We start from the raw sequence: 19,469 nt of genomic DNA, 5'->3' as shown, positions 1-19,469 counted from the left end.
GTTCAGGAAAAACCGGTCAGTAGCGCCAGTCCATCCGGCGGTAGAGCTTGGCCAGCACCCACAGCGGGCCGATCAGCAGGTAGACCAGATCGGTCAGGAAGCTCGGCTTGCGGCCTTCATGCTTGTGGCCGATGAACTGCGCGACCCAGGCCACGGCGAAGACGCCCAGGGCCAGCCAGAACAGGTTCACCAGGCCGATTTCGGCTTCCAGCAGCCGGCAGACGCAGCCGCTGACGAAGAAGAACGCCAGCATGCCGTAGCCCAGCGTGCGCGACAGGCGGTTGTAGAAGCACCAGGCGGCGAACATCGCCAGGCCGGCCCAGATTCCGTTCTGGAACCAGGTGATCAGCGGCGGCAGGCACCACAGCAGGGCAATCACCGACCATGCGATCGCCGGGACGGCCACGACGTGGATGCGCTGGTTCAGCGCATTGCGGTGGTCGTCGGAATAACTGGCGAAATAGCGGTCGATCGGGCGTGCGACGGTGGTGGTGGCCATGTTCCCTCCCAGGATCTGCAGAGCATACCGCCGGTAGAGCCGACCGTTGGTCGGCTGCCTTCCATCGGCTGCCCGACATGGCCGCGGCATCGGAGACCGCGTTCCCCGGCGCAGGGCCGGGGAACGCCGTGCCGGTCAGTCGACCGAGATGCCGGCCAGGCGCTGCAGCGCCTCGGCGTACTTGGCGCGGGTGCGCTCGATGATCTCGGCCGGGATGCTTGGGCCCGGGGCGGTCTTGCCCCAGTCCAGCGTCTCCAGGTAGTCGCGGACGAACTGCTTGTCGTAGCTCGGCGGGCTGGTGCCCACCTCGTACTCGTCGGCCGGCCAGTAGCGCGAGGAATCCGGGGTCAGCATCTCGTCCATGATGTACAGACGGCCATCGGCATCGGTACCGAACTCGAACTTGGTGTCGGCCAGAATGATGCCGCGCTCGCGGGCGTAATCGGCGGCGAAGGCATAGATACGCAGGGTGGCATCGCGCACGCGCTCGGCCAGGTCCGCACCGACCGCCTTCACCATCGCATCGAAATCGATGTTCTCGTCATGGTCGCCGACGGCGGCCTTGGTCGAGGGGGTGAAGATCGGTTCGGGCAGCTGTTCGGCCTGGCGCAGGCCATCCGGCAGCTCGATGCCGCTGATCTTGCCGGTGCGCTGGTAGTCCTTCCAGCCGCTGCCGATCAGGTAGCCGCGGGCGATCGCCTCGACCGGAACCGGCTTGAGCTTGCGGGTGACTACCGCGCGCTTGGCGTACAGGGCCGGATCGACACCTTCGGGCAGCACGCTGGCGACATCGATGCCGGTCAGGTGGTTGGGCATCAGGTGCGCGGTCTTGGCGAACCAGAAGTTCGAGACCTGGCAGAGCATTTCGCCCTTGCCGGGGATCGGATCGGGGAGCACCACGTCGAAGGCTGACAGACGGTCGGTGGCGACCATCAGCAGGTAGTCCCCCGGCGGAGTGCCGGCGGGGAGCCGGTCGCGCGGAATGTCGAAAACATCACGCACCTTGCCGCGATGGCGCAAGGGCAGGCCGGGGAGATCGGATTGCAACAACGTGGTCGGCACGGGCACTCCTGAGGCTTCGTCATGACAGCTGTCCAGGGGACCCGGAGGGCCCGCACAGACAGCGGGCGGCCTAGTGTAAAGCGGGTTGGGCCCGCTGTGACGTAAAATGAGGATCCTTTGTCGCCTTGGCTGCCCAGACCACCATGCGCTGGTACGGAAAACTGCTCGGATTCATCGCTGGCGCCCTGCTGTGCAGGCCCAATCCGCTGTTCGGGGCCGCGTTCGGGCTGTTGCTGGGGCATGCCTTCGATGCCGACTGGTTCCGGCTGAACAGGGAAAACCCCTACCGCGAGCTGGGGCTGACCTCCGAGGCGACCGATGCCGAGATCGACCTGGCCTACCGCCGGCTGATGTCCCAGTACCACCCGGACAAGGTGGTCGGCGCTGCCCCGGAGCTGCGCCAGCAGGCCGAGCGCAAGTCGCGCCAGCTCAATGCCGCCTACGACCGCATCAAGACCCTGCGCAAGCGCTGATTCCGCGCGGCGCCCCCTTTCAACCTCCTGAAGGCCCCGGCCATGTCCAACTGCATCATTGCTCCCTCCATTCTGTCCGCCGATTTCGCCCGCCTGGGCGAGGAAGTGGACAACGTGCTCGCGGCCGGTGCCGACTGGGTGCATTTCGATGTGATGGACAACCATTACGTGCCGAACCTGACCATCGGCCCGCTGGTCTGCCAGGCGCTGCGCAAGCACGGCGTGACCGCGCCGATCGACGTGCATCTGATGGTGGAGCCGGTGGACCGCATCATTCCGGATTTCGCCGAGGCCGGCGCGACGTACATCAGCTTCCATCCGGAGGCGAGCCGCCACGTGCACCGCACGATCCAGCTGATCCGTTCGCTGGGCTGCAAGCCGGGCGTGGTGCTCAATCCGGCCACGCCGGTGGACATCCTGGACTGGGTGCTCGATGACCTGGACCTGGTGCTGGTGATGTCGGTCAATCCGGGCTTCGGCGGCCAGGCGTTCATTCCCTCGGCGCTGGACAAGGTGCGCGCGATCCGCCAGAAGATCGATGCCAGCGGCAAGGACATCCGCCTGGAGATCGACGGTGGCGTGAAGGCCGACAACATCGGCGCCATCGCGGCGGCCGGTGCGGATGCGTTCGTGGCCGGCTCGGCGATCTTCAATGCGAAGACCAGCTACCAGGACATCATCGCGCAGATGCGCGGCAACGTCGCCGCGGCGCGGGGCTGAGCCATGGGCTCGGTGGCTGCCGTGACCATCCGCGTGGCCACCGCCGAGGATGCGGGGCTGATCCTGCGCTTCATCCGCGAGTTGGCGATCTACGAGAGGGCCGAGTCGGCGGTGCAGACCGACGAAGCGGGCATCCGCGCGAGCCTGTTCGGATCGGCGGCGAAGGCGCACGCGCTGATCTGCGAAGCCGACGGCGTGGCGATCGGGTATGCGGTGTATTTCTACAACTACTCGACGTGGCTGGGCCGTAACGGGATCTATCTGGAAGATCTGTACGTCAGCCCGGAAAAGCGCGGCAGCGGTGCCGGCAAGGCGCTGCTGCAGCACATCGCGCGCATCGCCGTGGCCGAAAACTGCGGTCGTTTCGAGTGGTCGGTGCTGGACTGGAACGAACCGGCGATCCAGTTCTACCAAGCCGCCGGCGCGAAGCCGCAGAGCGAGTGGACGGTATACCGGATGGAAGGCGAGGCGTTGCGGGTGTTTGCCGCAGGCTGAGCTGTCCTCAAAAAAAGACCGCACCATTGCTGATGCGGCCCTAGGAATAGCGGGAGGCTGATCCTGCCTCCATCCATCTTCCTTGCTATGGCCTTCCATTCTCCGGGCCCGTGGTGACGCTTTGATGACGTTCACCGGCGGCCACGCCGTCCGCTGCTAGCCTTCGCTTCCCCACTCCCTGGAAGTACCGCATGAGCCGTCCCCATTGGCGTTTGATCCTCAACGGCAAGGCCACCGGCAATGAGGGTGTGCGCGAGGCGGTGGCGGCGCTGCGTGAGCGCGGGGTGCAGCTGGAGGTGCGGGTGACCTGGGAATCGGGCGATGCCGAGCGCTATGTGGCCGAAGCCATCGCGCATGGGGTCGACACGATCATCGCGGCCGGCGGCGACGGCACCCTCAGTGAGGTGGCCGAGACACTGGCCCACCGGGAAGAGGGGGCCGATGCATTGCCGTCGCTGGGGCTGCTGCCGCTGGGCACGGCCAATGATTTCGCCACCGCGGCGGAGATTCCCGATGCACCGCTGGCGGCGCTGGAGCTGATCACGCACGCCCCGGCACGCCCGGTCGACCTGCTGCGCATCGATGCCGATGGCAAGGTGTGGTGGTGCGCGAACGTGGCCAGTGGCGGTTTCGGCACCGAGGTCACGGTGGAGACCGATGAGGGCTTGAAGAAGGTGCTCGGTGGGCTGGCCTACCTGGTCACGGGGGTATCGCGGCTGGGGCGGATCGATCCGATCCAGGCACGTGTCCGGGCGCCGGGGTTCGAATGGGCCGGTGGTTTCATCGCACTCGGCGTGGGCAATGGCCGTCAGGCCGGCGGCGGGCAGGTGCTGTGCCCGGAGGCGTTGATCGACGATGGTCTGCTCGATATCACGGTGATTCCCGAGTTGAGCGGGGAGGTCGCCTCCACCTTTGCCGCGTTGGTCAAGGGTGGCAAGCGCGGCGCGCTGGAGCAGGTGGCCGAGCGTGTGCAGGCGCCGTGGGTGGAGATCGAGGCCGACGTGCCGCTGACCCTCAATCTGGATGGCGAGCCGGTCCAGGCCCGGCACTTCCGCATCGACTGCGTGCCGGGCCGGGTCAACCTGCATGTGGCGCTGGACAGCCCGCTGCTGTCGCGGGGCTGATGCCGTGGGCGGCGCCGGGTTCCATCCGGTGCCGTCAATGCGGTACAGTCGCCGGGTGTCCATTCTGACGACCCCGCATACCCTTTCTTCCGCTCGCCGTTGGTGGCGATGGTGGCCTGTTGCCGTCGTCCGTCCCGCCACCGCCGTTTCCCGGAAGGAAAGTCGTCTTGATTACGCTCGAGCAGTTCCAGCAGCAGGCCGCTGAAGGCCACACCCGCATCCCCGTCGTCCGTGAAGTGCTGTCCGACCTGGACACGCCGCTGTCGGTCTATCTGAAGCTCGCCGACGGCCCGCATACCTATCTGTTTGAATCGGTCGAGGGCGGCGAACGCTTCGGGCGCTATTCCATCATCGGCCTGCCGGCACGCCGGGTGTATGCCTTCCACGGCCATACCCTGACCATCAGCGAGTCCGGCACCGTGGTGGAAACCCGCGAGGTCGCCGACCCGTTCACCGAGGTCGAGGCGCTGCGCAGCGCCCACTCGGTGCCCAAGCTGGCGGGTCTGCCGGGCTTCACCGGTGGCCTGGTCGGCTGGTTCGGCTTCGAGTGCATCGGCTATATCGAACCGCGCCTGGCACCGCCGCGTGGCCGCGATGAGCTGGGCACGCCGGACATCCTGCTGCTGCACTCCGAAGAACTGGCGGTGTTCGACAACCTCAAGGGCCGTCTGTACCTGATCGTGCATGCCGATCCGGGTCAGCCCGGTGCATGGGAGGACGCCCAGGCCAAGCTGGATGCGCTGGTCGCCAAGCTGCGCGCCCCCGGCGCCGGCTACCCCGCGCCGATCACGCGCGACGTGCTGGACGAGAACGATTTCGTCTCCGGCTTCACCCGCGAAGGCTTCATTGCCGCGGTCGACAAATCCAAGGAATACATCCGCGCCGGCGACATCTTCCAGGTCGTGCTGAGCCAGCGCCTGAGCGTGCCGTTCAAGGCGCGCCCGGTGGATGTGTACCGCGCGCTGCGTGCGCTCAATCCCTCGCCGTACATGTATTTCCTCGATACCGGCGACGTGCAGGTGGTCGGCTCCTCGCCGGAGATCCTGGTGCGGCTGCAGGACGGGGAGGTCACCGTGCGTCCGATCGCCGGCACCCGCCCGCGCGGCGCCACGGTGGAAGAAGACAACGCACTGGAAGTTGAGCTGCTGGCCGATCCCAAGGAGCGTGCCGAGCATCTGATGCTGATCGATCTCGGCCGCAACGATGCCGGCCGCGTGTCCAAGGCCGGCACGGTGGAAGTGGGCGAGCAGTTCGTGATCGAACGCTACAGCCACGTCATGCACATCGTCAGCGAAGTCACCGGGCAACTGCAGCCGGGCCTGAGTTATGCCGACGTGCTGCGCGCGACGTTCCCGGCCGGCACCGTCAGCGGTGCGCCGAAGATCCGCGCGCTGGAAGTGATCCGCGAGCTGGAACCGATCAAGCGCAACGTCTACGCCGGCAGCATCGGCTACATCGGCTGGCATGGCGATGCCGACACCGCCATCGCGATCCGCACCGCGGTGATCAAGGACGGCCGCCTGCACGTGCAGGCCGGTGCCGGCATCGTCTACGACTCGGACCCGGGCAAGGAATGGGACGAGACGATGAACAAGGGCCGCGCGCTGTTCCGTGCCGTGGCGCAGGCTGCCAAGGGCCTGTGAGTTTCCCGCGCCGTGGCCTGGCCGCGGCTCCCTTTGCACCCTTCTGACAAGGAATACCGCATGAAGCTGCTGAGCGCATTGCTGTTGTCGTCGACGTTGGCCGTGGTGGCCGGGTCCGCATGGGCGCAGGCCAATACCCTTCCCTCGCAGCCCCATCTGCTGGTCAAGGGCAGTGCCACCCGCACGGTGATGCCGGACCGCTTCACGGTCAAGGTGGCGCTGGAATCTATCGACATGCAGACCGACACCGCCCGCGCCCGCGTACAGGCCAACGCTGAGCGGGTGCTGCAGCTGTTTGCCCAGCATGGCGCCATCGACGGCAGCGTGCTCGCCGCCAACCTGAGCATCGCGCCATCTACGCGCTATCGCAACGATGAGGAGGTGTTCAACGGCACCGCCGCCCGGCGCGACCTGAAGGCCGAGTTCCCGGACGCGCAGGCGCTGAAAGCCTTCCTGGGCGAACTGAAGGCCAGCCGCGAGGTCCAGGTCAGTACCGCTGAACCCACGTATTCGGGTGAAAGCCGCCTGCGTGGCGACCTGAAGGCCGAGGCCGCCGCGCAGACGCGCGAATCGGCCAAGGGCCTGGCTGGCGCCTACGGCACGAAGATCACCGGTCTGTACAGCATTTCCGACGTCGCGCCGAACTTCGCTTATGGCGTGCAGGCCGGCACCTGGGGCACGCCCGGCCGGGATGGCTTCGGCTACGGCGGGGAAAGCGCAACGCTGGACAAGGTGGCTGTGACCGGATCGCGCTATCGCGCGTCGTCGGGCGGCGAACTGCTCACCGCCGCGCCCATTACGTACACCGAGAACGTGTACGCCATTTTCCTCATTCAAGACGGACCCTGACCATGTTGTTGATGCTCGACAACTACGACAGCTTCACCTACAACCTCGTGCAGTACCTGCAGACGCTGGGCGCCGAGGTGAAGGTGGTGCGCAACGACGCGTTGAGCGTCGATGAGATCGCCGCGCTCGCGCCCGAACGCATCGTGATCTCGCCTGGCCCGTGCACGCCCAACGAAGCGGGGGTGTCGCTGGAGCTGATCCGTCGGCTTGGCCCGACCACGCCGATCCTGGGCGTGTGCCTGGGCCACCAGAGCATCGGCCAGGTGTACGGCGGCGATGTGATCCGCGCGGGCAACATCATGCACGGCAAGACCTCGCCGATCCGCCATGAAGGCAGGGGCGTGTTCGCCGGCCTGCCGGACCGCTACCAGGCCACGCGCTACCACTCGCTGGTGGTGGACAAGACCACGCTGCCGGCGTGCCTGGAAATGACCGCCTGGACGGAGAACGCGGACGGCTCGATCGAAGAGATCATGGGCCTGCGCCATCGCGAACATCCGGTCGAGGGCGTGCAGTTCCACCCCGAGTCGATCCTCACCGAGCATGGCCACGCCCTGCTGAAGAACTTCCTGCAGCGCTGAGCGCGCCGCACCTGCATCACAAAGGACCCCGCATGACCTTCTCCCCCCAGGAAGCCCTGCAGCGCACCATCGAGCACCGCGAAATCTTCTTCGACGAAATGGTCGACCTGATGCGGCAGATCATGCGCGGTGAAGTCTCGCCGGTGATGACCGCCGCGATCCTGACCGGCCTGCGGGTCAAGAAGGAAACCATCGGCGAAATCGCCGGTGCCGCCACCGTGATGCGCGAGCTCGCCCGCGCGGTGCCGGTGGAAGACAGAACGCATCTGGTGGATATCGTCGGCACCGGTGGCGATGGCTCGCACACCTTCAACATCTCCACCTGCGCGATGTTCGTGGTGTCCGCGGCCGGGGCCAAGGTGGCCAAGCATGGCAACCGGAGTGTCTCTTCCAAGTCCGGCAGTGCCGATGCGGTCGAGGCGCTGGGCGCGATCATCGATCTGCAGCCGGAGGACGTCGCGCGCGCAATCACCGAAACCGGCATCGGTTTCATGTTCGCGCCGATGCACCACCCGGCGATGAAGGTCGTCGCACCCGTGCGCCGCGAAATGGGCGTGCGTACGATCTTCAACATCCTTGGCCCGCTGACCAATCCGGTCGGTGCGACCAACGTGTTGATGGGCGTGTTCCATTCGGATCTGGTCGGCATCCAGGCGCGCGTGCTGCGCGAACTCGGTGCCGAACGCGCGCTGGTGGTGTGGGGCCGCGACAACATGGATGAGATCTCGCTCGGCGCCGGGACGCTGGTGGGCGAACTGCGCGACGGCAAGGTGCGCGAGTACGAGATCCATCCGGAAGATTTCGGCATCGCGATGTCGGCCAGCCGCAACCTCAAGGTGGACAGCCCGGCGGAATCCATCGCGATGCTGCGCGGTGTGCTCGACAACCAGCCCGGCCCCGCGCTGGATATCGTGGCGCTCAATGCCGGCGCCGCGCTGTACGTGGCCGGTGTCGCCGACAGCATCGCCGATGGTCTGGCCCGTGCCCGTGCGGTGCTGGCCGATGGCAGTGCGCGCTCGCGGATGGAGCAGTACGTCGCCGCCACCCGCCGCATCCGCGGGGCCGTCTGAGCCCGCGTTTTCCGAATTCAGCGGGGCTGGTCGATAATGGCCGGCCTCCAGGACCCCCAATGACATGAGCGACATCCTCGATACCATCCTGGCCCGCAAGGCCGAAGAAGTCGCCGCACGCCGGGCCCAGTTGCCGCTTGAAGCACTGATCGCGCGCGTGGAGCAGGCGCCGCCCGTACGCGGCTTCGCTGATGCGCTGCGCGCCTCGATCACCGCCGGCAACCCGGCCGTGATCGCCGAGATCAAGAAGGCCAGCCCGTCCAAGGGCGTGATCCGCCCGGACTTCCATCCGGCGGATATCGCGGTGAGCTACGAATTCGGCGGCGCCAGCTGCCTGTCGGTGCTGACCGACGTGGATTTCTTCCAGGGCAGCGACGCCTACCTGCAGCAGGCGCGTGAAGCGTGCACGCTGCCGGTGCTGCGCAAGGACTTCGTGATCGACGCCTACCAGGTGTACGAAGCGCGCGTGCTCGGCGCCGACTGCATCCTGCTGATCGTGGCCGCCCTCGACGACCGCCAGCTGGCCGAGCTGTCCGACCTGGCCATGCAGCTGGGCATGGACGTGCTGGTGGAAGTGCACGACATCGACGAGCTCGAGCGCGCCATCCAGGTGCCGGTGCCGCTGATCGGCATCAACAATCGCAACCTGCGCACCTTCGAGGTGTCGCTGCGGACCACGCTGGACATGCGCCAGGCCGTGCCGCGCGACCGCCTGCTGGTCACCGAAAGCGGCATCCTCGGCCCGGCCGATGTCAGCGTGATGCGTCAGGCCGGGGTCAACGCCTTCCTGGTCGGTGAGGCCTTCATGCGCGTGGAAGAGCCCGGCGAGGGCCTGCGTCAGCTATTCTTCAGCGCATGACAGCGATCTACCCAACGCCGCGCGACGACGCCCCGCTGGTGGTCTTCGATTTCGATCACACCCTGTATGACGGCGATTCCGGCAGCCATCTGTTCGCCTGGCTGATCAAGCGCAACCCGCTGCGGCTGCTGGCCGCCCTGGTCGCCACGCCGCTGCTCGGCCCGCTGGTGGCCTTCCTGCCCACCCGCCGCCGCGGCATCTCCGGCTATGTCTGGATCGCCACGTTTGGCCTGCATCGGGCGCGCGAGTTCAACAAGGTGATCGACCGCTACGTGCTCAAGCACGAGGCCGATATCCGCCGCCGCCTGCTGCCGGTCGCGCTGGAGGTGTTCGCGCGTCACCGCGCCGCCGGCGACCGCGTGGTGGTCGCTACCGGTGCACCGCCGGAACTGGCCCGCGCGATCCTGGCCTTCGTGGCGCATCAGGGCGTGCCGGTGATCGGCAGTGAGGTCGGCCCGTTCCTGGGCGCGGTCATCGCCACCCGCCACTGCCACAACGAAGAAAAGATGCGGATGCTGCGCGAGCGCGGCTATGGCGAGATCGATGTCGCCTATTCCGACAGCAGCGCCGACCTGCCGTTGCTGCTGGCCGCTGCCGCACCGGTGGTGGTCAATCCGAAGGCGTCACGGGTGGACTATTTCCGCCAGGTGCTGCCGCCGGGTACCCCGGTGCTCAACTGGGGCTGTGTCGACCGGGCCGGCGACCCGGTCTGATCCGGCGCTGAAAACACCCGGGAAGGGTTGAAAAGGTGTCGCGTCCGGCTCAGCCTGCGCGCCACTGCACGATCGCATGGCCGATCTGGAACAGGCTGATGCCGAGCACCAGCACGCCAACGGCCACCAGCACCCAGCGTTCCTTGACCTTTTTGACCAGGATCGCGGCCACCGGCGCGGCCATCATCCCGCCGATCAACAGGCCGGCCACGATGTTCAGGTACTGCACGCCCATGGTCAGCAGGAACGTGATCGACACCGCCAAGGTCACCACGAACTCGGCGGCATTGACCGTGCCGATGGTGGTGCGCGCCTGGCCGCCGCGGGCGAGCAGGGTGGAGGTCGCCACCGGGCCCCAGCCGCCACCGCCACTGGCATCCAGCAGGCCGGCCACGAAGCCCAGCAGCGGGACGCGCTTCACTTCCTGGGCCGGCAGCATCCGGCCGGCCGCACGCAGCAGGATGAAGATCGCCAGCACCAGCAGATACATATAGATGAAGGGGCGGATCACGTCGCCGGGCAGCTGGGTCAGCACGTAGGCGCCAACCACCCCGCCGACGGCGCCGGGCAACGCCAGGCGCAGGAACAACCGGCGGTCCACATTGCCAGCGACCAGATGCGAGACCCCGGAGGCCCCGGTGGTGAAGACCTCCGCGGTATGGATGCTGGCGCTGACCGCGGCGGGCGGCAGGCCCATGCTGAGCAGCACCGAAGAGGACACCAGCCCGAAGGCCATGCCCAGCGCGCCATCGATCAGCTGCGCGCCGAGGCCGATCAGGATGAACCAATAGAATTCGCTGCCAAGCTCCATGCCGACAGCCTAGCGGCAAATGGGCAGGGTTGCCGGCCAGCGGCCGGCACGACCAAGGCCCGATCAGCGGGTGCCGTACAGAACGACGGTCTTGCCGCGGGCATGCAGCTGCCCGTCGGTCTGCAGCTTCTTCAGCACGCGGCCGGCCATTTCACGCGAGCAACCGACAAGGCGGGCCAGTTCCTGGCGCGAGACGCGCAGCTGCGTGCCCTGCGGGTGGCTCATCGCCTCCGGCTCGCGGGAAAGATCGTGCAGGGTCCGCACGATGCGGTCGGTCACATCCAGGAAGGCCAGGCGGCTGGCTTTCCTGCTGGTGTCGAGCAGGCGCTTGGAGAGCTGCTGGCCGATCGAGTAGAGCAGGCGCGGCGCATCGGCCGAGAGCGGGCCCAGGAACAGCTGATGCAGGCGCTCGTAGCTGATCTCGGCCAGCTCGCACGGGGTGCGGGTGCGCAGGATCACCTCGCGCCGGTCCGATTCGACGAACAGCCCCATCTCACCGACGAATTCTCCCGAGCCGAAGTAGCCCAGCACCAGCTCACGATCGTCATCTTCCTCAGCCATTATTGAGACTGAGCCACTGATCACGTAGTAGAGGGTGCCGGCCGGATCGCCTGGACGGAACACGTCGGTACGGGCGGGGTAACGGCGGCGGTGGCTGTGGGCCAGGAAGCGATCGATTGTTGCGATATCCAGGGCCAATGGACTTGTGGCAAGGCGCACAGTTGACACGTTGAGGCGCTCCGATTGCTCATGAAGAATTCACGGCTATGTGCCGGGAGCTTAACGATCCGAATTGTTAAGGGCAAACCGAGCACAGGTACTCGTTTCAATGCAAGTTTCGCCCCCGATCACTTTGCCCCATAATTACTTCTTTCCCACCACACACAGGATCGACCGCCGTGGTCAAGCCGTTGCCTCGCCTGAGGTTGCAGGGTTTCAACAACCTCACCAAGGCGCTGAGCTTCAACATCTATGACGTCTGTTACGCCCGCACCGAAGAGGAGCGTCAGCGTTACATCGAATATATTGATGAAGAGTACAACGCCGATAGGCTGACTCAGATCCTGACCGACGTTGCCGAGATCATCGGCGCGAACATCCTGAACGTGGCCCGCCAGGACTACGACCCCCAGGGTGCCTCGGTGACGATCCTGATCTCGGAAGAGCCGGTGATCGACAAGAAGCAGGCCGGCAAGGAGCTGATCTCCGACGCCGTGGTTGCCCACATGGACAAGAGCCACATCACTGTCCATACGTACCCGGAAACCCATCCGCAGGAGGGCATCGCCACGTTCCGCGCGGACATCGATGTGGCCACCTGTGGCGTGATTTCCCCGTTGAAAGCGCTGAACTACCTGATCGAGAGTCTGGAATCGGACATCGTGATCATGGATTACCGCGTGCGTGGCTTCACTCGTGACGTGAAGGGCAAGAAGCACTACATCGATCACAAGATCAACTCGATCCAGAACTTCCTGGCCAAGAACATCAAGTCGCGTTACGAGATGTTCGACGTCAATGTCTATCAGGAAAATATCTTCCACACGAAGATGCACCTGAAGGACTTCGATCTGGACCAGTACCTGTTCGAAGAGAAGGCCAAGAACCTGTCGTTCAAGGAACGCATGAAGATCGAGGCGCTGCTGCGTCGTGAGATCGAAGAGCTGTTCCATGGGCGCAATCTGGCCGAGTAACGCACGTCGCGATGTCGTCCGGGCCTCGCCCGGACGGCCTCGTTCAGGCGGGACGGCCCGCCCTGTGAAACCGGTGTTTGCGCAAAACCCGGTTCCACGGCAGCTACCGACGACGGTCCGGTGTGAAAACACCGGGCCGTTTTGCTTTTGTTAACCCAAGGAATCCCCCCATGCCCTGGATCTATCTCCTGGTTGCCGGTCTGTTCGAGATCGGCTTCGCCATCGGAATGAAGTACTCCGAAGGCTTCAGCAAGCCCCTTCCCACCCTGGCCACCGTTGCCGCCGCCCTGGTCAGCCTGTACCTGATGAGCCAGGCGATGAAATCCATCCCGGTCGGCACGGCCTATGCGATCTGGACCGGGATCGGCGCACTGGGCGTGGCGATGCTGGGCATCTTCCTGTTCGGCGACAGCGCCTCGCCGTCGCGGCTGGCCTGCATCGCGTTGATCGTGGCCGGTGTGATCGGGCTGAAGCTGGTCTCTGCCTGATCGTCGCCCGACCAACGGTCGGGCGCTACCGGTGGCAAGCCGGCCCGCAACCCATGCCGCGCGCGCCGTTCCGGTAGGTATCGACCGTTGGTCGATACGCCGTTACAAGTTGGTCGATACGCCGTTACAACCGGTACGCGATGGTCTTCATGACCTTGGAGGCCAGCGCCATCACCGACGGGATCGGTGCGGGCAGCTTCCGCGCGCCGGCATGCTCGGCGTGGTCGGCGTGGCGGGCCTCGTCGATCTTCATCACCTTGATCACCTCACGGCTGCGCAGGTCGGCCGGGGGCAGGGTGTCCAGGTGTTCGTCCAGATGGGCTTCGACCTGGCGTTCGGTCTCGACCACGAAGCCCAGGTTCCAGCCATCCCCACGCAGGCCGGCCAGGGTGCCGATGGTGTAGCTGCCGGCATACCAGATCGGGTTGAACAGGCTGGGGCGGCTGTCCAGCTCGCGCAGGCGCTGGGCGCACCAGGCCAGATGGTCGGTCTCTTCCTGGGCGGCATCGAGCAGGTGGGCGCGGGTTTCCGGCTCACGGGCAACCGCGGCCTGGCCGAAGTACAGGCCCTGGGCGCAGACCTCGCCGACATGGTTGATGCGCATCAGCCCGGCCGCGTGGCGGCGCTCGGGGTCGGCCATCTGCACGTCCGGGGTGGCCTCGGCGGGGTAGGGGCGGCTGGCCGGCGGGTTGCCGAACACGGTATCCAGGGCCCGCTGGGCTTCGGTCAGCAGGTGGTCGAGCGGCGTGATCTGGCGGAGCGCGGTCATGGCAGGTGGTGTCGCGGCGGGGGACTGTCGATTCTCGCCCCCGCGGACCGGTGTGCCAAGCCGGGATCCGGTCAACTTGCATGTGGCGGGCATGGCCAGTACAATCCCGCCTCTTCACAACGCGTGGCAGAGTTCCGGCCGTACTGCGCCGTAATGAGCCCGACCTACTAGAGTTCTTTCATGAGCACTTTCACTGCAAAGTCCGAGACCGTCCAGCGCGACTGGTATCTCGTCGACGCATCCGGCAAGACGCTGGGCCGTCTGTCCACCGAGCTGGCCCGCCGTCTGCGCGGCAAGCACAAGCCGGTTTACACCCCTCACGTTGATACCGGTGATTACCTGGTTGTCATCAATGCAGAAAAGATTGTCGTCACCGGCAACAAGCTGCAGGACAAGCTGTATCACCGTTTCACTGGCTACATCGGCAACCTGAAGACCGAAACTCTGGCCCAGGCGCTTGAGCGCCACCCGGAGCGTGTCATCGAGACCGCCGTCAAGGGCATGCTGCCGAAGGGCCCGCTGGGCCGCGCCATGTACCGCAAGCTCAAGGTGTACTCGGGTTCCGAGCACCCGCACGCCGCTCAGCAGCCTCAGGTTCTGGATATCTAATCATGGCTATCACGCAAAACTACGGCACCGGCCGCCGCAAGTCCTCCACCGCCCGCGTGTTCCTGCGCAAGGGCGCCGGCAACATCACCGTCAATGGCCGTCCGCTGGACGAGTTCTTTGGCCGTGAGACGGCGCGCATGATCGTGCGTCAGCCGCTGGAACTGACCAAGAACACCGAAACCTTCGACATCATGGTCACCGCCGCTGGCGGTGGTACCACGGGTCAGGCCGGTGCGATCCGTCTGGGCATCGCCCGCGCGCTGATCGAATACGACGAAACCCTGAAGTCCGAGCTGCGCAAGGCTGGCTTCATGACCCGTGACGCCCGTGAAGTCGAGCGTAAGAAGGTCGGCCTGCACAAGGCACGTCGCGCCACCCAGTTCTCCAAGCGCTGATCCATCGCGCCTGGCGTGGGATCCTTCGGGATCCCCCTGGGAGGTACGCAAAAGCCCGGCTTCGGCCGGGCTTTTGTCGTTTCCGGGGGGTGGGTTTCGTCCCCGCAGATCGCTTGGTTGTCAGGTGGATGCAGCGAGGGATGGCGATGCTTCCGGCGGCACTGCTGCGCTCGCCGCTGTTTCATAGGGGCGGTAGTGCCGACCGCTGGTCGGCTACTCTCGCGGCCCGGCATGGGCGGGGTGTCGGCTGGCCGTCCTCTCTCTGGTGAAACAGCCCCCTTGGAGTACAAGGGGGCGCGCCGTCAGGCGCGGGGATGTGGCAGGGGAGGGCTGGCGCCCACACCGTGCTGCGCAAGGTGTGGGGTCCGGGCGCTTCGCGCCCGGACAAACGCCCAAACAAACAGAAAAGGCCGATCTTTCGATCGGCCTTTTCTGTTTGTTTGGCTGCCCCGGATGGATTCGAACCACCGAATGCCTGAGTCAGAGTCAGGTGCCTTACCGCTTGGCGACGGGGCAAAATGTGCGTGCAATTATTGCACTTTCTCCCTGAAAAACCAAGCGAACTTGGTGGCTATGGGTGGACTCGAACCACCGACCCCAGCATTATGAGTGCTGTGCTCTAACCGGCTGAGCTACATAGCCTCAGGGAGCCGGCAATTCTGGAGATGTATTCGGAATCTGTCAACACTTTTTCACCGCGCTTGTGAGTGGGCAGCGGGCGTGGCACAGTCCCGATCAGTAGATTTTTCTAGGAGTCCGCATCGTGATCGATCCGGACGGCTATCGACCGAACGTCGGTATTGTGCTGATGCGGCAGGATGGGCAGGTTTTCTGGGCACGACGTGTGCGCCGGGATGGCTGGCAGTTCCCGCAGGGCGGCATGAACACCGACGAGACGCCTGTCGAAGCCATGTATCGCGAGTTGCAGGAAGAAACCGGGTTGTTGCCGGAGCACGTTGAAGTGCTCGGGGCGACGCCGGGTTGGCTTCGCTATCGGCTGCCGGCACGGGCCATCCGCCGCAATGAACGGCAGGTCTGTATCGGCCAGAAGCAGGTGTGGTTCCTGCTCCGGCTGGCCGGGGACGAATCCCACGTCACCCTGGACCATACGGACAGCCCCGAGTTCGACCAGTGGCGTTGGGTCGATTTCTGGTACCCGGTGGAGCATGTGGTGATGTTCAAGCGGGGCGTCTATGCACGTGCCCTGCGCCATCTGGCGCCGCTGGCACGGGGGGTGGCCGGGACGGGGGTGGAAACGATGCCCAAGTCCGCCCAGGAAGCCTGGATGCCGGGCAACGCCGCCGGTCACGATCGGCCGCGCAAGCGCACCACGCCCAAGCGGGGGGGCGGCTACTGGCCGCGCAGCAAAGCCAAGGGCGAGCCGGGCGCCGTCTGAGCGCTGCTGGCGGCTCTGAACCGTATCGAGAATGATTCAGGTTCGAAATTGACAACCATTCGCATTTCGATTGGAATAGCAGCAGGCCGATCCGGGCCTGCCTGCCGAGTCCGCACGTGTACGTCTGCATCTGCAACGGGGTTACCGACCATCAGATCCGCGAAGCCGCCCAGAGCGGTGTCGTGAGCGTGTCCGAGTTGACGATGCGCACCGGCTGCGGCGCCACCTGCGGTTCCTGCCTGGACATGGCGGCCGACCTGCTGGTCAAGTTCAGCGCCACCCACGACCTGCCACTGCCGGTTCTCGGCCTGCAAGCCGCCTGAGCTCGGGCCGCCCGGTAGCGGGCCGCAACTGAGCACGATTCGCGTTCCTTCATGCCTGCGCACGACGCGCTACAGTGCCCGCGATTCCACGCAGCAGGAGCACGCTCATGAAGGGCGACGCCAAAGTCATCGAATTCCTCAACAAGGTCCTCTACAACGAGCTGACCGCGATCAACCAGTACTTCCTGCACGCCAAGATGCTGAAGAACTGGGGCCTGAAGGAACTCGCCGATCACGAGTACAAGGAATCGATCGAAGAGATGAAGCATGCGGACATCCTGTCCGACCGCATCCTCTTCCTCGAAGGCCTGCCGAACTTCCAGGCGCTGGGCAAGCTGCGCATCGGCGAGAACCCGGCCGAGATCCTGCAGTGCGACCTCAGCCTGGAACGCGACGGCGTGGTCACGCTGCGCGAGGCTGTGGCGTATGCCGATTCGATCGGCGATTACGTCAGCCGCCAGCTGTTCGTGAAAATCCTCGCGTCCGAGGAAGAGCACATCGACTGGCTGGAAACCCAGCTGGATCTGATCGAGCGCATCGGCGAACCGAACTACCTGCTGACCAAGATCGAAGACTGAGTCAGCCCTGCAGCGGGGCGCGCAGGCGGGCGTGATAGCCGGCCAGCGCGATCCGTGCACGCGCGAACTCGGCGATCAACAGCGCCACCGCCACGGCGGGGCGCTCCAGCGTGCCGGCGCGGGCATCGTGCTCGATCCGCCAGGCCGCTGCCGACAGCGCCATCGCACCCACATTGGCGCTGGCCGACTTGAGGCTGTGCGCCAACGCGCGCAGCTGGTCCAGGTCCGCTGCGACCGAGGCGTCCTGCAGCTGGCGGATCAACGGTGGCGTGTCATCCAGGAACACGCCGATGATGCGCGCGGTATCGGGACCAATAACCTCCAGCAGTTCATCCAGCACGTCCTGATCAAGCACCGGGGCCGGCGCCTCGTCGCGTGCTGGCAGCGCCGCGGGCGGTGAAGGCTGCTGCTCGGGCAGGGACGGTGGCTGCACGGCCGGGTCGTCGGCCATCACGCTTCCCCAGCGAGCCAGCACGGCCTGGAGTGTTTCGCGGTGGATCGGTTTGGACAGGTAATCGTCCATGCCGGCCTGCAGGCAGCGCTCGCGGTCGCCGGCCATCGCATTGGCGGTCATCGCCACGATCGGCAGCCGTGCCGCGCCCCGTGTGGCCTCGTGCGCGCGCCAGCGGCGGGTGGCGTCGTAGCCATCCAGCACCGGCATCTGGCAATCCATCAGCACCACATCGAACGGCCGGGCGTGCAGTGCCTCCAGTGCCTGCTCGCCTTCGGTGGCGGTCTCCACCTCGCAGCCCAGCACCTGCAGCAGCCGCTGCGCGACCAGCAGGTTGACGCTGTTGTCTTCCACCAGGAGCACGCGCAGCGGGAACTGCGGCAGTGCCGTGGGCGAGCCTGCGTACTCCACCTCGGCCAGCAGCGCGGCCGGGCGCGCGCTGGGCACCACCGGGCGCAGCAGCGCGTGCAGTTCACTGTCAGCGCCCTGCCGCGACAGGGCGGGTCCCGGGCCAAGCGCCTCGGGCGCGGGCGCCTCATCGCCATACAGCCACAGCAGCTGCGCAGCGGGATGCTGTTCGTTCCCGGCCACCGCCTTCTGCAATGCCTGGGTGCCATGGCGCAGGCCGTCGGTGTCGGCGATCACCCAGGCCAGGGCCGGGTCGATACCGGGGCGCTGTGGGGCGCGAAGGGCGTCGATCGCTTCGGCGCTGGTCTCCACGGTGTGCAGGCGCAGATCATGGAGCTGGGTCACCCGCTCGATGCGCTGGGCGAGCACCGCATCGCGGGTGATCAGCAGGGCGCGCCGCGTGTTGCCGACGGCAGGCAGATCACCGATCACCTTGAGCAGCGGAATCTCGAACCAGAACGTAGCGCCGCGCCCCACGGTGGACTGCACGCCGATGCGGCCATGCATCAGGTCGATGATGCGCTTGCAGATGGCCAGGCCCAGCCCGGTACCGCCATACAGGCGCGTGGTCGAGGCATCGGCCTGGCTGAAGGATTGGAACAGGCGCGCCTGCAGGGCGTCGTCGATGCCGATCCCGCTGTCGGCGATCTCGAACCGCAGTTGGTGCTGCGCGTTGGTCTCGCCCTGGCGCAGCACGCGCAGCCGGATCTGGCCACGCTCGGTGAACTTGATCGCGTTGACCAGCAGGTTGCTCAGCACCTGGCGCAGGCGCACCGGGTCGCCACGGACGGACAGGCGTACCGCCGGGTCGAGTTCGAGCAAGAGCTGCAGGCCTTTCGGATCGGCGGCGCGCTGCATCAACTGCACCAGCCCTTCGAGCAGCTCGCGCAGGTTGAACGTGGTGATCTCCAGGTTCAGGCCCTTGGCCTCGAGCCGGGAGTAATCGAGGATGTCATCGACGATCCTCAGCAGCTGCTGTGAGCTGGTCGCTGCGGTCTGCAGCATCTGGCGCTGGTCACTGCCGAGCTGGCCGCGCGCGATCAGATCGAGCATCGGCAGGATGCCGTTGAGCGGCGTTCGGATCTCGTGGCTCATGGTGGCCAGGAACTCACCCTTGGCCAGCGCCGCGGCTTCGGCGGCCTGCTTGGCGCTGAGCAGTTCCTGTTCCAGCTGGTTCTGCTGCTGACGGCGCTGCTGCAGCTGATCGCGCTCGAGCACCAGCGCCTCATTGCCCCGCTGCAGCCTCTCCAGCTGGTCCTGCGCGTCACGCCAGCGGCGTACCGCCTGGATGCCGGCGATCAGTGCCAGCACGCCGGTGCCGGCGGCAATGTCGATCCATGGCCCATTGGCACCGATGCGCGCCATCACCGCGGCAGTGGCACACAGGGCGGCCGCCGCAGCGCTGATCCACAGCGAGGCCGGGGTGGAGGAGGGGGCTGGCCGTCCGTGGCGTCCCATG

23 protein-coding genes and 2 tRNA genes are annotated in these 19,469 nt (G+C 66.1%); 17 read left to right on the top strand and 8 right to left on the bottom strand.

From position 1 onward, the window contains the following. Positions 1 to 16 precede the first annotated feature (16 nt). Positions 17 to 499: a DUF962 domain-containing protein gene (locus tag BCL79_RS10505; protein ID WP_121040632.1), complete on the bottom strand. Its 483-nt coding sequence runs from the start codon at positions 497 to 499 to the stop codon at positions 17 to 19. Positions 500 to 634: 135 nt separating this feature from the next. Next, positions 635 to 1,561, bottom strand: coding sequence for a phosphoribosylaminoimidazolesuccinocarboxamide synthase (locus BCL79_RS10500; RefSeq protein WP_019185298.1), 927 nt, complete (start codon positions 1,559 to 1,561; stop codon positions 635 to 637). Between the two features lie 143 nt (positions 1,562 to 1,704). Here BCL79_RS10500 and BCL79_RS10495 point away from each other — a divergent pair, with 143 nt between their 5' ends. The 10 genes from BCL79_RS10495 to BCL79_RS10450 all read left to right on the top strand — a co-directional run bounded on the left by BCL79_RS10495 (position 1,705) and on the right by BCL79_RS10450 (position 10,088). Next, a complete protein-coding gene (locus BCL79_RS10495) occupies positions 1,705 to 2,034 on the top strand; it encodes a J domain-containing protein (RefSeq protein ID WP_121040630.1) in 330 nt (109 codons plus the stop codon). Between the two features lie 42 nt (positions 2,035 to 2,076). Then, entirely contained in the window at positions 2,077 to 2,754 is a 678-nt protein-coding gene (gene rpe, locus BCL79_RS10490; protein WP_121040628.1) for a ribulose-phosphate 3-epimerase, read from the top strand. A gap of 12 nt (positions 2,755 to 2,766) precedes the next feature. Beyond that, on the top strand, positions 2,767 to 3,249 hold the full coding sequence (locus tag BCL79_RS10485) for a GNAT family N-acetyltransferase (protein WP_121041314.1): 483 nt from the start codon (positions 2,767 to 2,769) through the stop codon (positions 3,247 to 3,249). A gap of 191 nt (positions 3,250 to 3,440) precedes the next feature. Further along, a complete protein-coding gene (yegS, locus tag BCL79_RS10480; protein ID WP_121040625.1) occupies positions 3,441 to 4,373 on the top strand; it encodes a lipid kinase YegS in 933 nt (310 codons plus the stop codon). Positions 4,374 to 4,540: 167 nt separating this feature from the next. Next, a complete protein-coding gene (gene trpE, locus BCL79_RS10475) occupies positions 4,541 to 6,016 on the top strand; it encodes an anthranilate synthase component I (RefSeq protein WP_121040623.1) in 1,476 nt (491 codons plus the stop codon). Between the two features lie 60 nt (positions 6,017 to 6,076). Continuing rightward, positions 6,077 to 6,865, top strand: a complete 789-nt coding sequence (locus BCL79_RS10470; RefSeq protein ID WP_121040621.1) for an SIMPL domain-containing protein — start codon at positions 6,077 to 6,079, stop codon at positions 6,863 to 6,865. Positions 6,866 to 6,867: 2 nt separating this feature from the next. Next, entirely contained in the window at positions 6,868 to 7,446 is a 579-nt protein-coding gene (locus BCL79_RS10465) for an anthranilate synthase component II (RefSeq protein ID WP_121040619.1), read from the top strand. Positions 7,447 to 7,478: 32 nt separating this feature from the next. After that, positions 7,479 to 8,516, top strand: coding sequence for an anthranilate phosphoribosyltransferase (gene trpD, locus BCL79_RS10460; RefSeq protein WP_121040617.1), 1,038 nt, complete (start codon positions 7,479 to 7,481; stop codon positions 8,514 to 8,516). 64 nt (positions 8,517 to 8,580) lie between these two features. Continuing rightward, positions 8,581 to 9,375 carry an indole-3-glycerol phosphate synthase TrpC gene (gene trpC, locus BCL79_RS10455; protein WP_121040615.1) on the top strand — a complete coding sequence of 265 codons (795 nt, stop codon included), beginning with the start codon at positions 8,581 to 8,583 and terminating at the stop codon, positions 9,373 to 9,375. Continuing rightward, positions 9,372 to 10,088 carry a haloacid dehalogenase-like hydrolase gene (locus tag BCL79_RS10450; protein ID WP_121040613.1) on the top strand — a complete coding sequence of 239 codons (717 nt, stop codon included), beginning with the start codon at positions 9,372 to 9,374 and terminating at the stop codon, positions 10,086 to 10,088. The genes trpC and BCL79_RS10450 overlap by 4 nt, the downstream gene beginning before the upstream one ends. A 49-nt stretch (positions 10,089 to 10,137) precedes the next feature. Here the strand turns inward: BCL79_RS10450 and BCL79_RS10445 are convergent, their stop codons facing one another. After that, on the bottom strand, positions 10,138 to 10,899 hold the full coding sequence (locus tag BCL79_RS10445; RefSeq protein ID WP_121040611.1) for a sulfite exporter TauE/SafE family protein: 762 nt from the start codon (positions 10,897 to 10,899) through the stop codon (positions 10,138 to 10,140). Positions 10,900 to 10,962: 63 nt separating this feature from the next. Continuing rightward, complete coding sequence (crp, locus tag BCL79_RS10440; RefSeq protein WP_088433580.1) at positions 10,963 to 11,628, bottom strand: cAMP-activated global transcriptional regulator CRP; 666 nt, start codon at positions 11,626 to 11,628, stop codon at positions 10,963 to 10,965. 170 nt (positions 11,629 to 11,798) lie between these two features. Between crp and speD the strand changes: the two genes are divergently transcribed. Both speD and sugE read left to right on the top strand, forming a co-directional pair. Beyond that, on the top strand, positions 11,799 to 12,593 hold the full coding sequence (speD, locus tag BCL79_RS10435) for an adenosylmethionine decarboxylase (protein WP_019185315.1): 795 nt from the start codon (positions 11,799 to 11,801) through the stop codon (positions 12,591 to 12,593). A gap of 170 nt (positions 12,594 to 12,763) precedes the next feature. After that, positions 12,764 to 13,081, top strand: coding sequence for a quaternary ammonium compound efflux SMR transporter SugE (gene sugE / locus BCL79_RS10430; protein WP_046273055.1), 318 nt, complete (start codon positions 12,764 to 12,766; stop codon positions 13,079 to 13,081). A gap of 124 nt (positions 13,082 to 13,205) precedes the next feature. Here the strand turns inward: sugE and coq7 are convergent, their stop codons facing one another. Next, complete coding sequence (gene coq7, locus BCL79_RS10425; RefSeq protein ID WP_121040609.1) at positions 13,206 to 13,850, bottom strand: 2-polyprenyl-3-methyl-6-methoxy-1,4-benzoquinone monooxygenase; 645 nt, start codon at positions 13,848 to 13,850, stop codon at positions 13,206 to 13,208. Positions 13,851 to 14,030: 180 nt separating this feature from the next. Here coq7 and rplM point away from each other — a divergent pair, with 180 nt between their 5' ends. Then, positions 14,031 to 14,459 carry a 50S ribosomal protein L13 gene (rplM, locus tag BCL79_RS10420; protein ID WP_038685795.1) on the top strand — a complete coding sequence of 143 codons (429 nt, stop codon included), beginning with the start codon at positions 14,031 to 14,033 and terminating at the stop codon, positions 14,457 to 14,459. Between the two features lie 2 nt (positions 14,460 to 14,461). After that, positions 14,462 to 14,854: a 30S ribosomal protein S9 gene (rpsI, locus tag BCL79_RS10415; protein ID WP_019185318.1), complete on the top strand. Its 393-nt coding sequence runs from the start codon at positions 14,462 to 14,464 to the stop codon at positions 14,852 to 14,854. 441 nt (positions 14,855 to 15,295) lie between these two features. Here rpsI and BCL79_RS10410 read toward each other — a convergent pair. Both BCL79_RS10410 and BCL79_RS10405 read right to left on the bottom strand, forming a co-directional pair. Continuing rightward, positions 15,296 to 15,370, bottom strand: a tRNA-Gln gene (locus BCL79_RS10410). Between the two features lie 49 nt (positions 15,371 to 15,419). After that, positions 15,420 to 15,496 (bottom strand) — tRNA-Met (locus tag BCL79_RS10405). A gap of 121 nt (positions 15,497 to 15,617) precedes the next feature. On the opposite strand from BCL79_RS10405, the gene BCL79_RS10400 reads away from it, so the two are divergent. The 3 genes from BCL79_RS10400 (at position 15,618) to bfr (ending at position 17,151) form a co-directional block, all read left to right on the top strand. Continuing rightward, on the top strand, positions 15,618 to 16,250 hold the full coding sequence (locus BCL79_RS10400) for an RNA pyrophosphohydrolase (RefSeq protein ID WP_121040607.1): 633 nt from the start codon (positions 15,618 to 15,620) through the stop codon (positions 16,248 to 16,250). Positions 16,251 to 16,366: 116 nt separating this feature from the next. Next, the gene (locus BCL79_RS10395) at positions 16,367 to 16,573 is read left to right on the top strand and encodes a (2Fe-2S)-binding protein (RefSeq protein WP_121040604.1); all 207 of its coding nucleotides are present in this window, start codon (positions 16,367 to 16,369) and stop codon (positions 16,571 to 16,573) included. A 107-nt stretch (positions 16,574 to 16,680) separates the two neighbouring features. Then, the gene (gene bfr, locus BCL79_RS10390; RefSeq protein WP_121040602.1) at positions 16,681 to 17,151 is read left to right on the top strand and encodes a bacterioferritin; all 471 of its coding nucleotides are present in this window, start codon (positions 16,681 to 16,683) and stop codon (positions 17,149 to 17,151) included. Position 17,152: 1 nt separating this feature from the next. Here the strand turns inward: bfr and BCL79_RS10385 are convergent, their stop codons facing one another. After that, complete coding sequence (locus BCL79_RS10385; protein WP_121040600.1) at positions 17,153 to 19,468, bottom strand: ATP-binding protein; 2,316 nt, start codon at positions 19,466 to 19,468, stop codon at positions 17,153 to 17,155. Position 19,469 lies beyond the last annotated feature (1 nt).

The sequence above is a fragment of the Stenotrophomonas rhizophila genome (assembly GCF_003651185.1).
GTDB classification, from domain to species: Bacteria; Pseudomonadota; Gammaproteobacteria; order Xanthomonadales; family Xanthomonadaceae; genus Stenotrophomonas; species Stenotrophomonas maltophilia_Z.
Note: the sequence above shows the minus strand (reverse complement) of the source record. Positions and strands in the feature narration are given on the sequence as shown.

What these genes read in the sequence shown, in the direction of transcription:
- BCL79_RS10505 (WP_121040632.1), bottom strand. Translation starts at nt 499, where the DNA reads ATGGCCACCACCACCGTCGCACGCCCGATCGACCGCTATTTCGCCAGT.
- BCL79_RS10495 (WP_121040630.1), top strand. Translation starts at nt 1,705, where the DNA reads ATGCGCTGGTACGGAAAACTGCTCGGATTCATCGCTGGCGCCCTGCTG.
- rpe (WP_121040628.1), top strand. Translation starts at nt 2,077, where the DNA reads ATGTCCAACTGCATCATTGCTCCCTCCATTCTGTCCGCCGATTTCGCC.
- yegS (WP_121040625.1), top strand. Translation starts at nt 3,441, where the DNA reads ATGAGCCGTCCCCATTGGCGTTTGATCCTCAACGGCAAGGCCACCGGC.
- BCL79_RS10470 (WP_121040621.1), top strand. Translation starts at nt 6,077, where the DNA reads ATGAAGCTGCTGAGCGCATTGCTGTTGTCGTCGACGTTGGCCGTGGTG.
- BCL79_RS10465 (WP_121040619.1), top strand. Translation starts at nt 6,868, where the DNA reads ATGTTGTTGATGCTCGACAACTACGACAGCTTCACCTACAACCTCGTG.
- trpD (WP_121040617.1), top strand. Translation starts at nt 7,479, where the DNA reads ATGACCTTCTCCCCCCAGGAAGCCCTGCAGCGCACCATCGAGCACCGC.
- trpC (WP_121040615.1), top strand. Translation starts at nt 8,581, where the DNA reads ATGAGCGACATCCTCGATACCATCCTGGCCCGCAAGGCCGAAGAAGTC.
- BCL79_RS10450 (WP_121040613.1), top strand. Translation starts at nt 9,372, where the DNA reads ATGACAGCGATCTACCCAACGCCGCGCGACGACGCCCCGCTGGTGGTC.
- BCL79_RS10445 (WP_121040611.1), bottom strand. Translation starts at nt 10,899, where the DNA reads ATGGAGCTTGGCAGCGAATTCTATTGGTTCATCCTGATCGGCCTCGGC.
- sugE (WP_046273055.1), top strand. Translation starts at nt 12,764, where the DNA reads ATGCCCTGGATCTATCTCCTGGTTGCCGGTCTGTTCGAGATCGGCTTC.
- coq7 (WP_121040609.1), bottom strand. Translation starts at nt 13,850, where the DNA reads ATGACCGCGCTCCGCCAGATCACGCCGCTCGACCACCTGCTGACCGAA.
- rplM (WP_038685795.1), top strand. Translation starts at nt 14,031, where the DNA reads ATGAGCACTTTCACTGCAAAGTCCGAGACCGTCCAGCGCGACTGGTAT.
- rpsI (WP_019185318.1), top strand. Translation starts at nt 14,462, where the DNA reads ATGGCTATCACGCAAAACTACGGCACCGGCCGCCGCAAGTCCTCCACC.
- bfr (WP_121040602.1), top strand. Translation starts at nt 16,681, where the DNA reads ATGAAGGGCGACGCCAAAGTCATCGAATTCCTCAACAAGGTCCTCTAC.
- BCL79_RS10385 (WP_121040600.1), bottom strand. Translation starts at nt 19,468, where the DNA reads ATGGGACGCCACGGACGGCCAGCCCCCTCCTCCACCCCGGCCTCGCTG.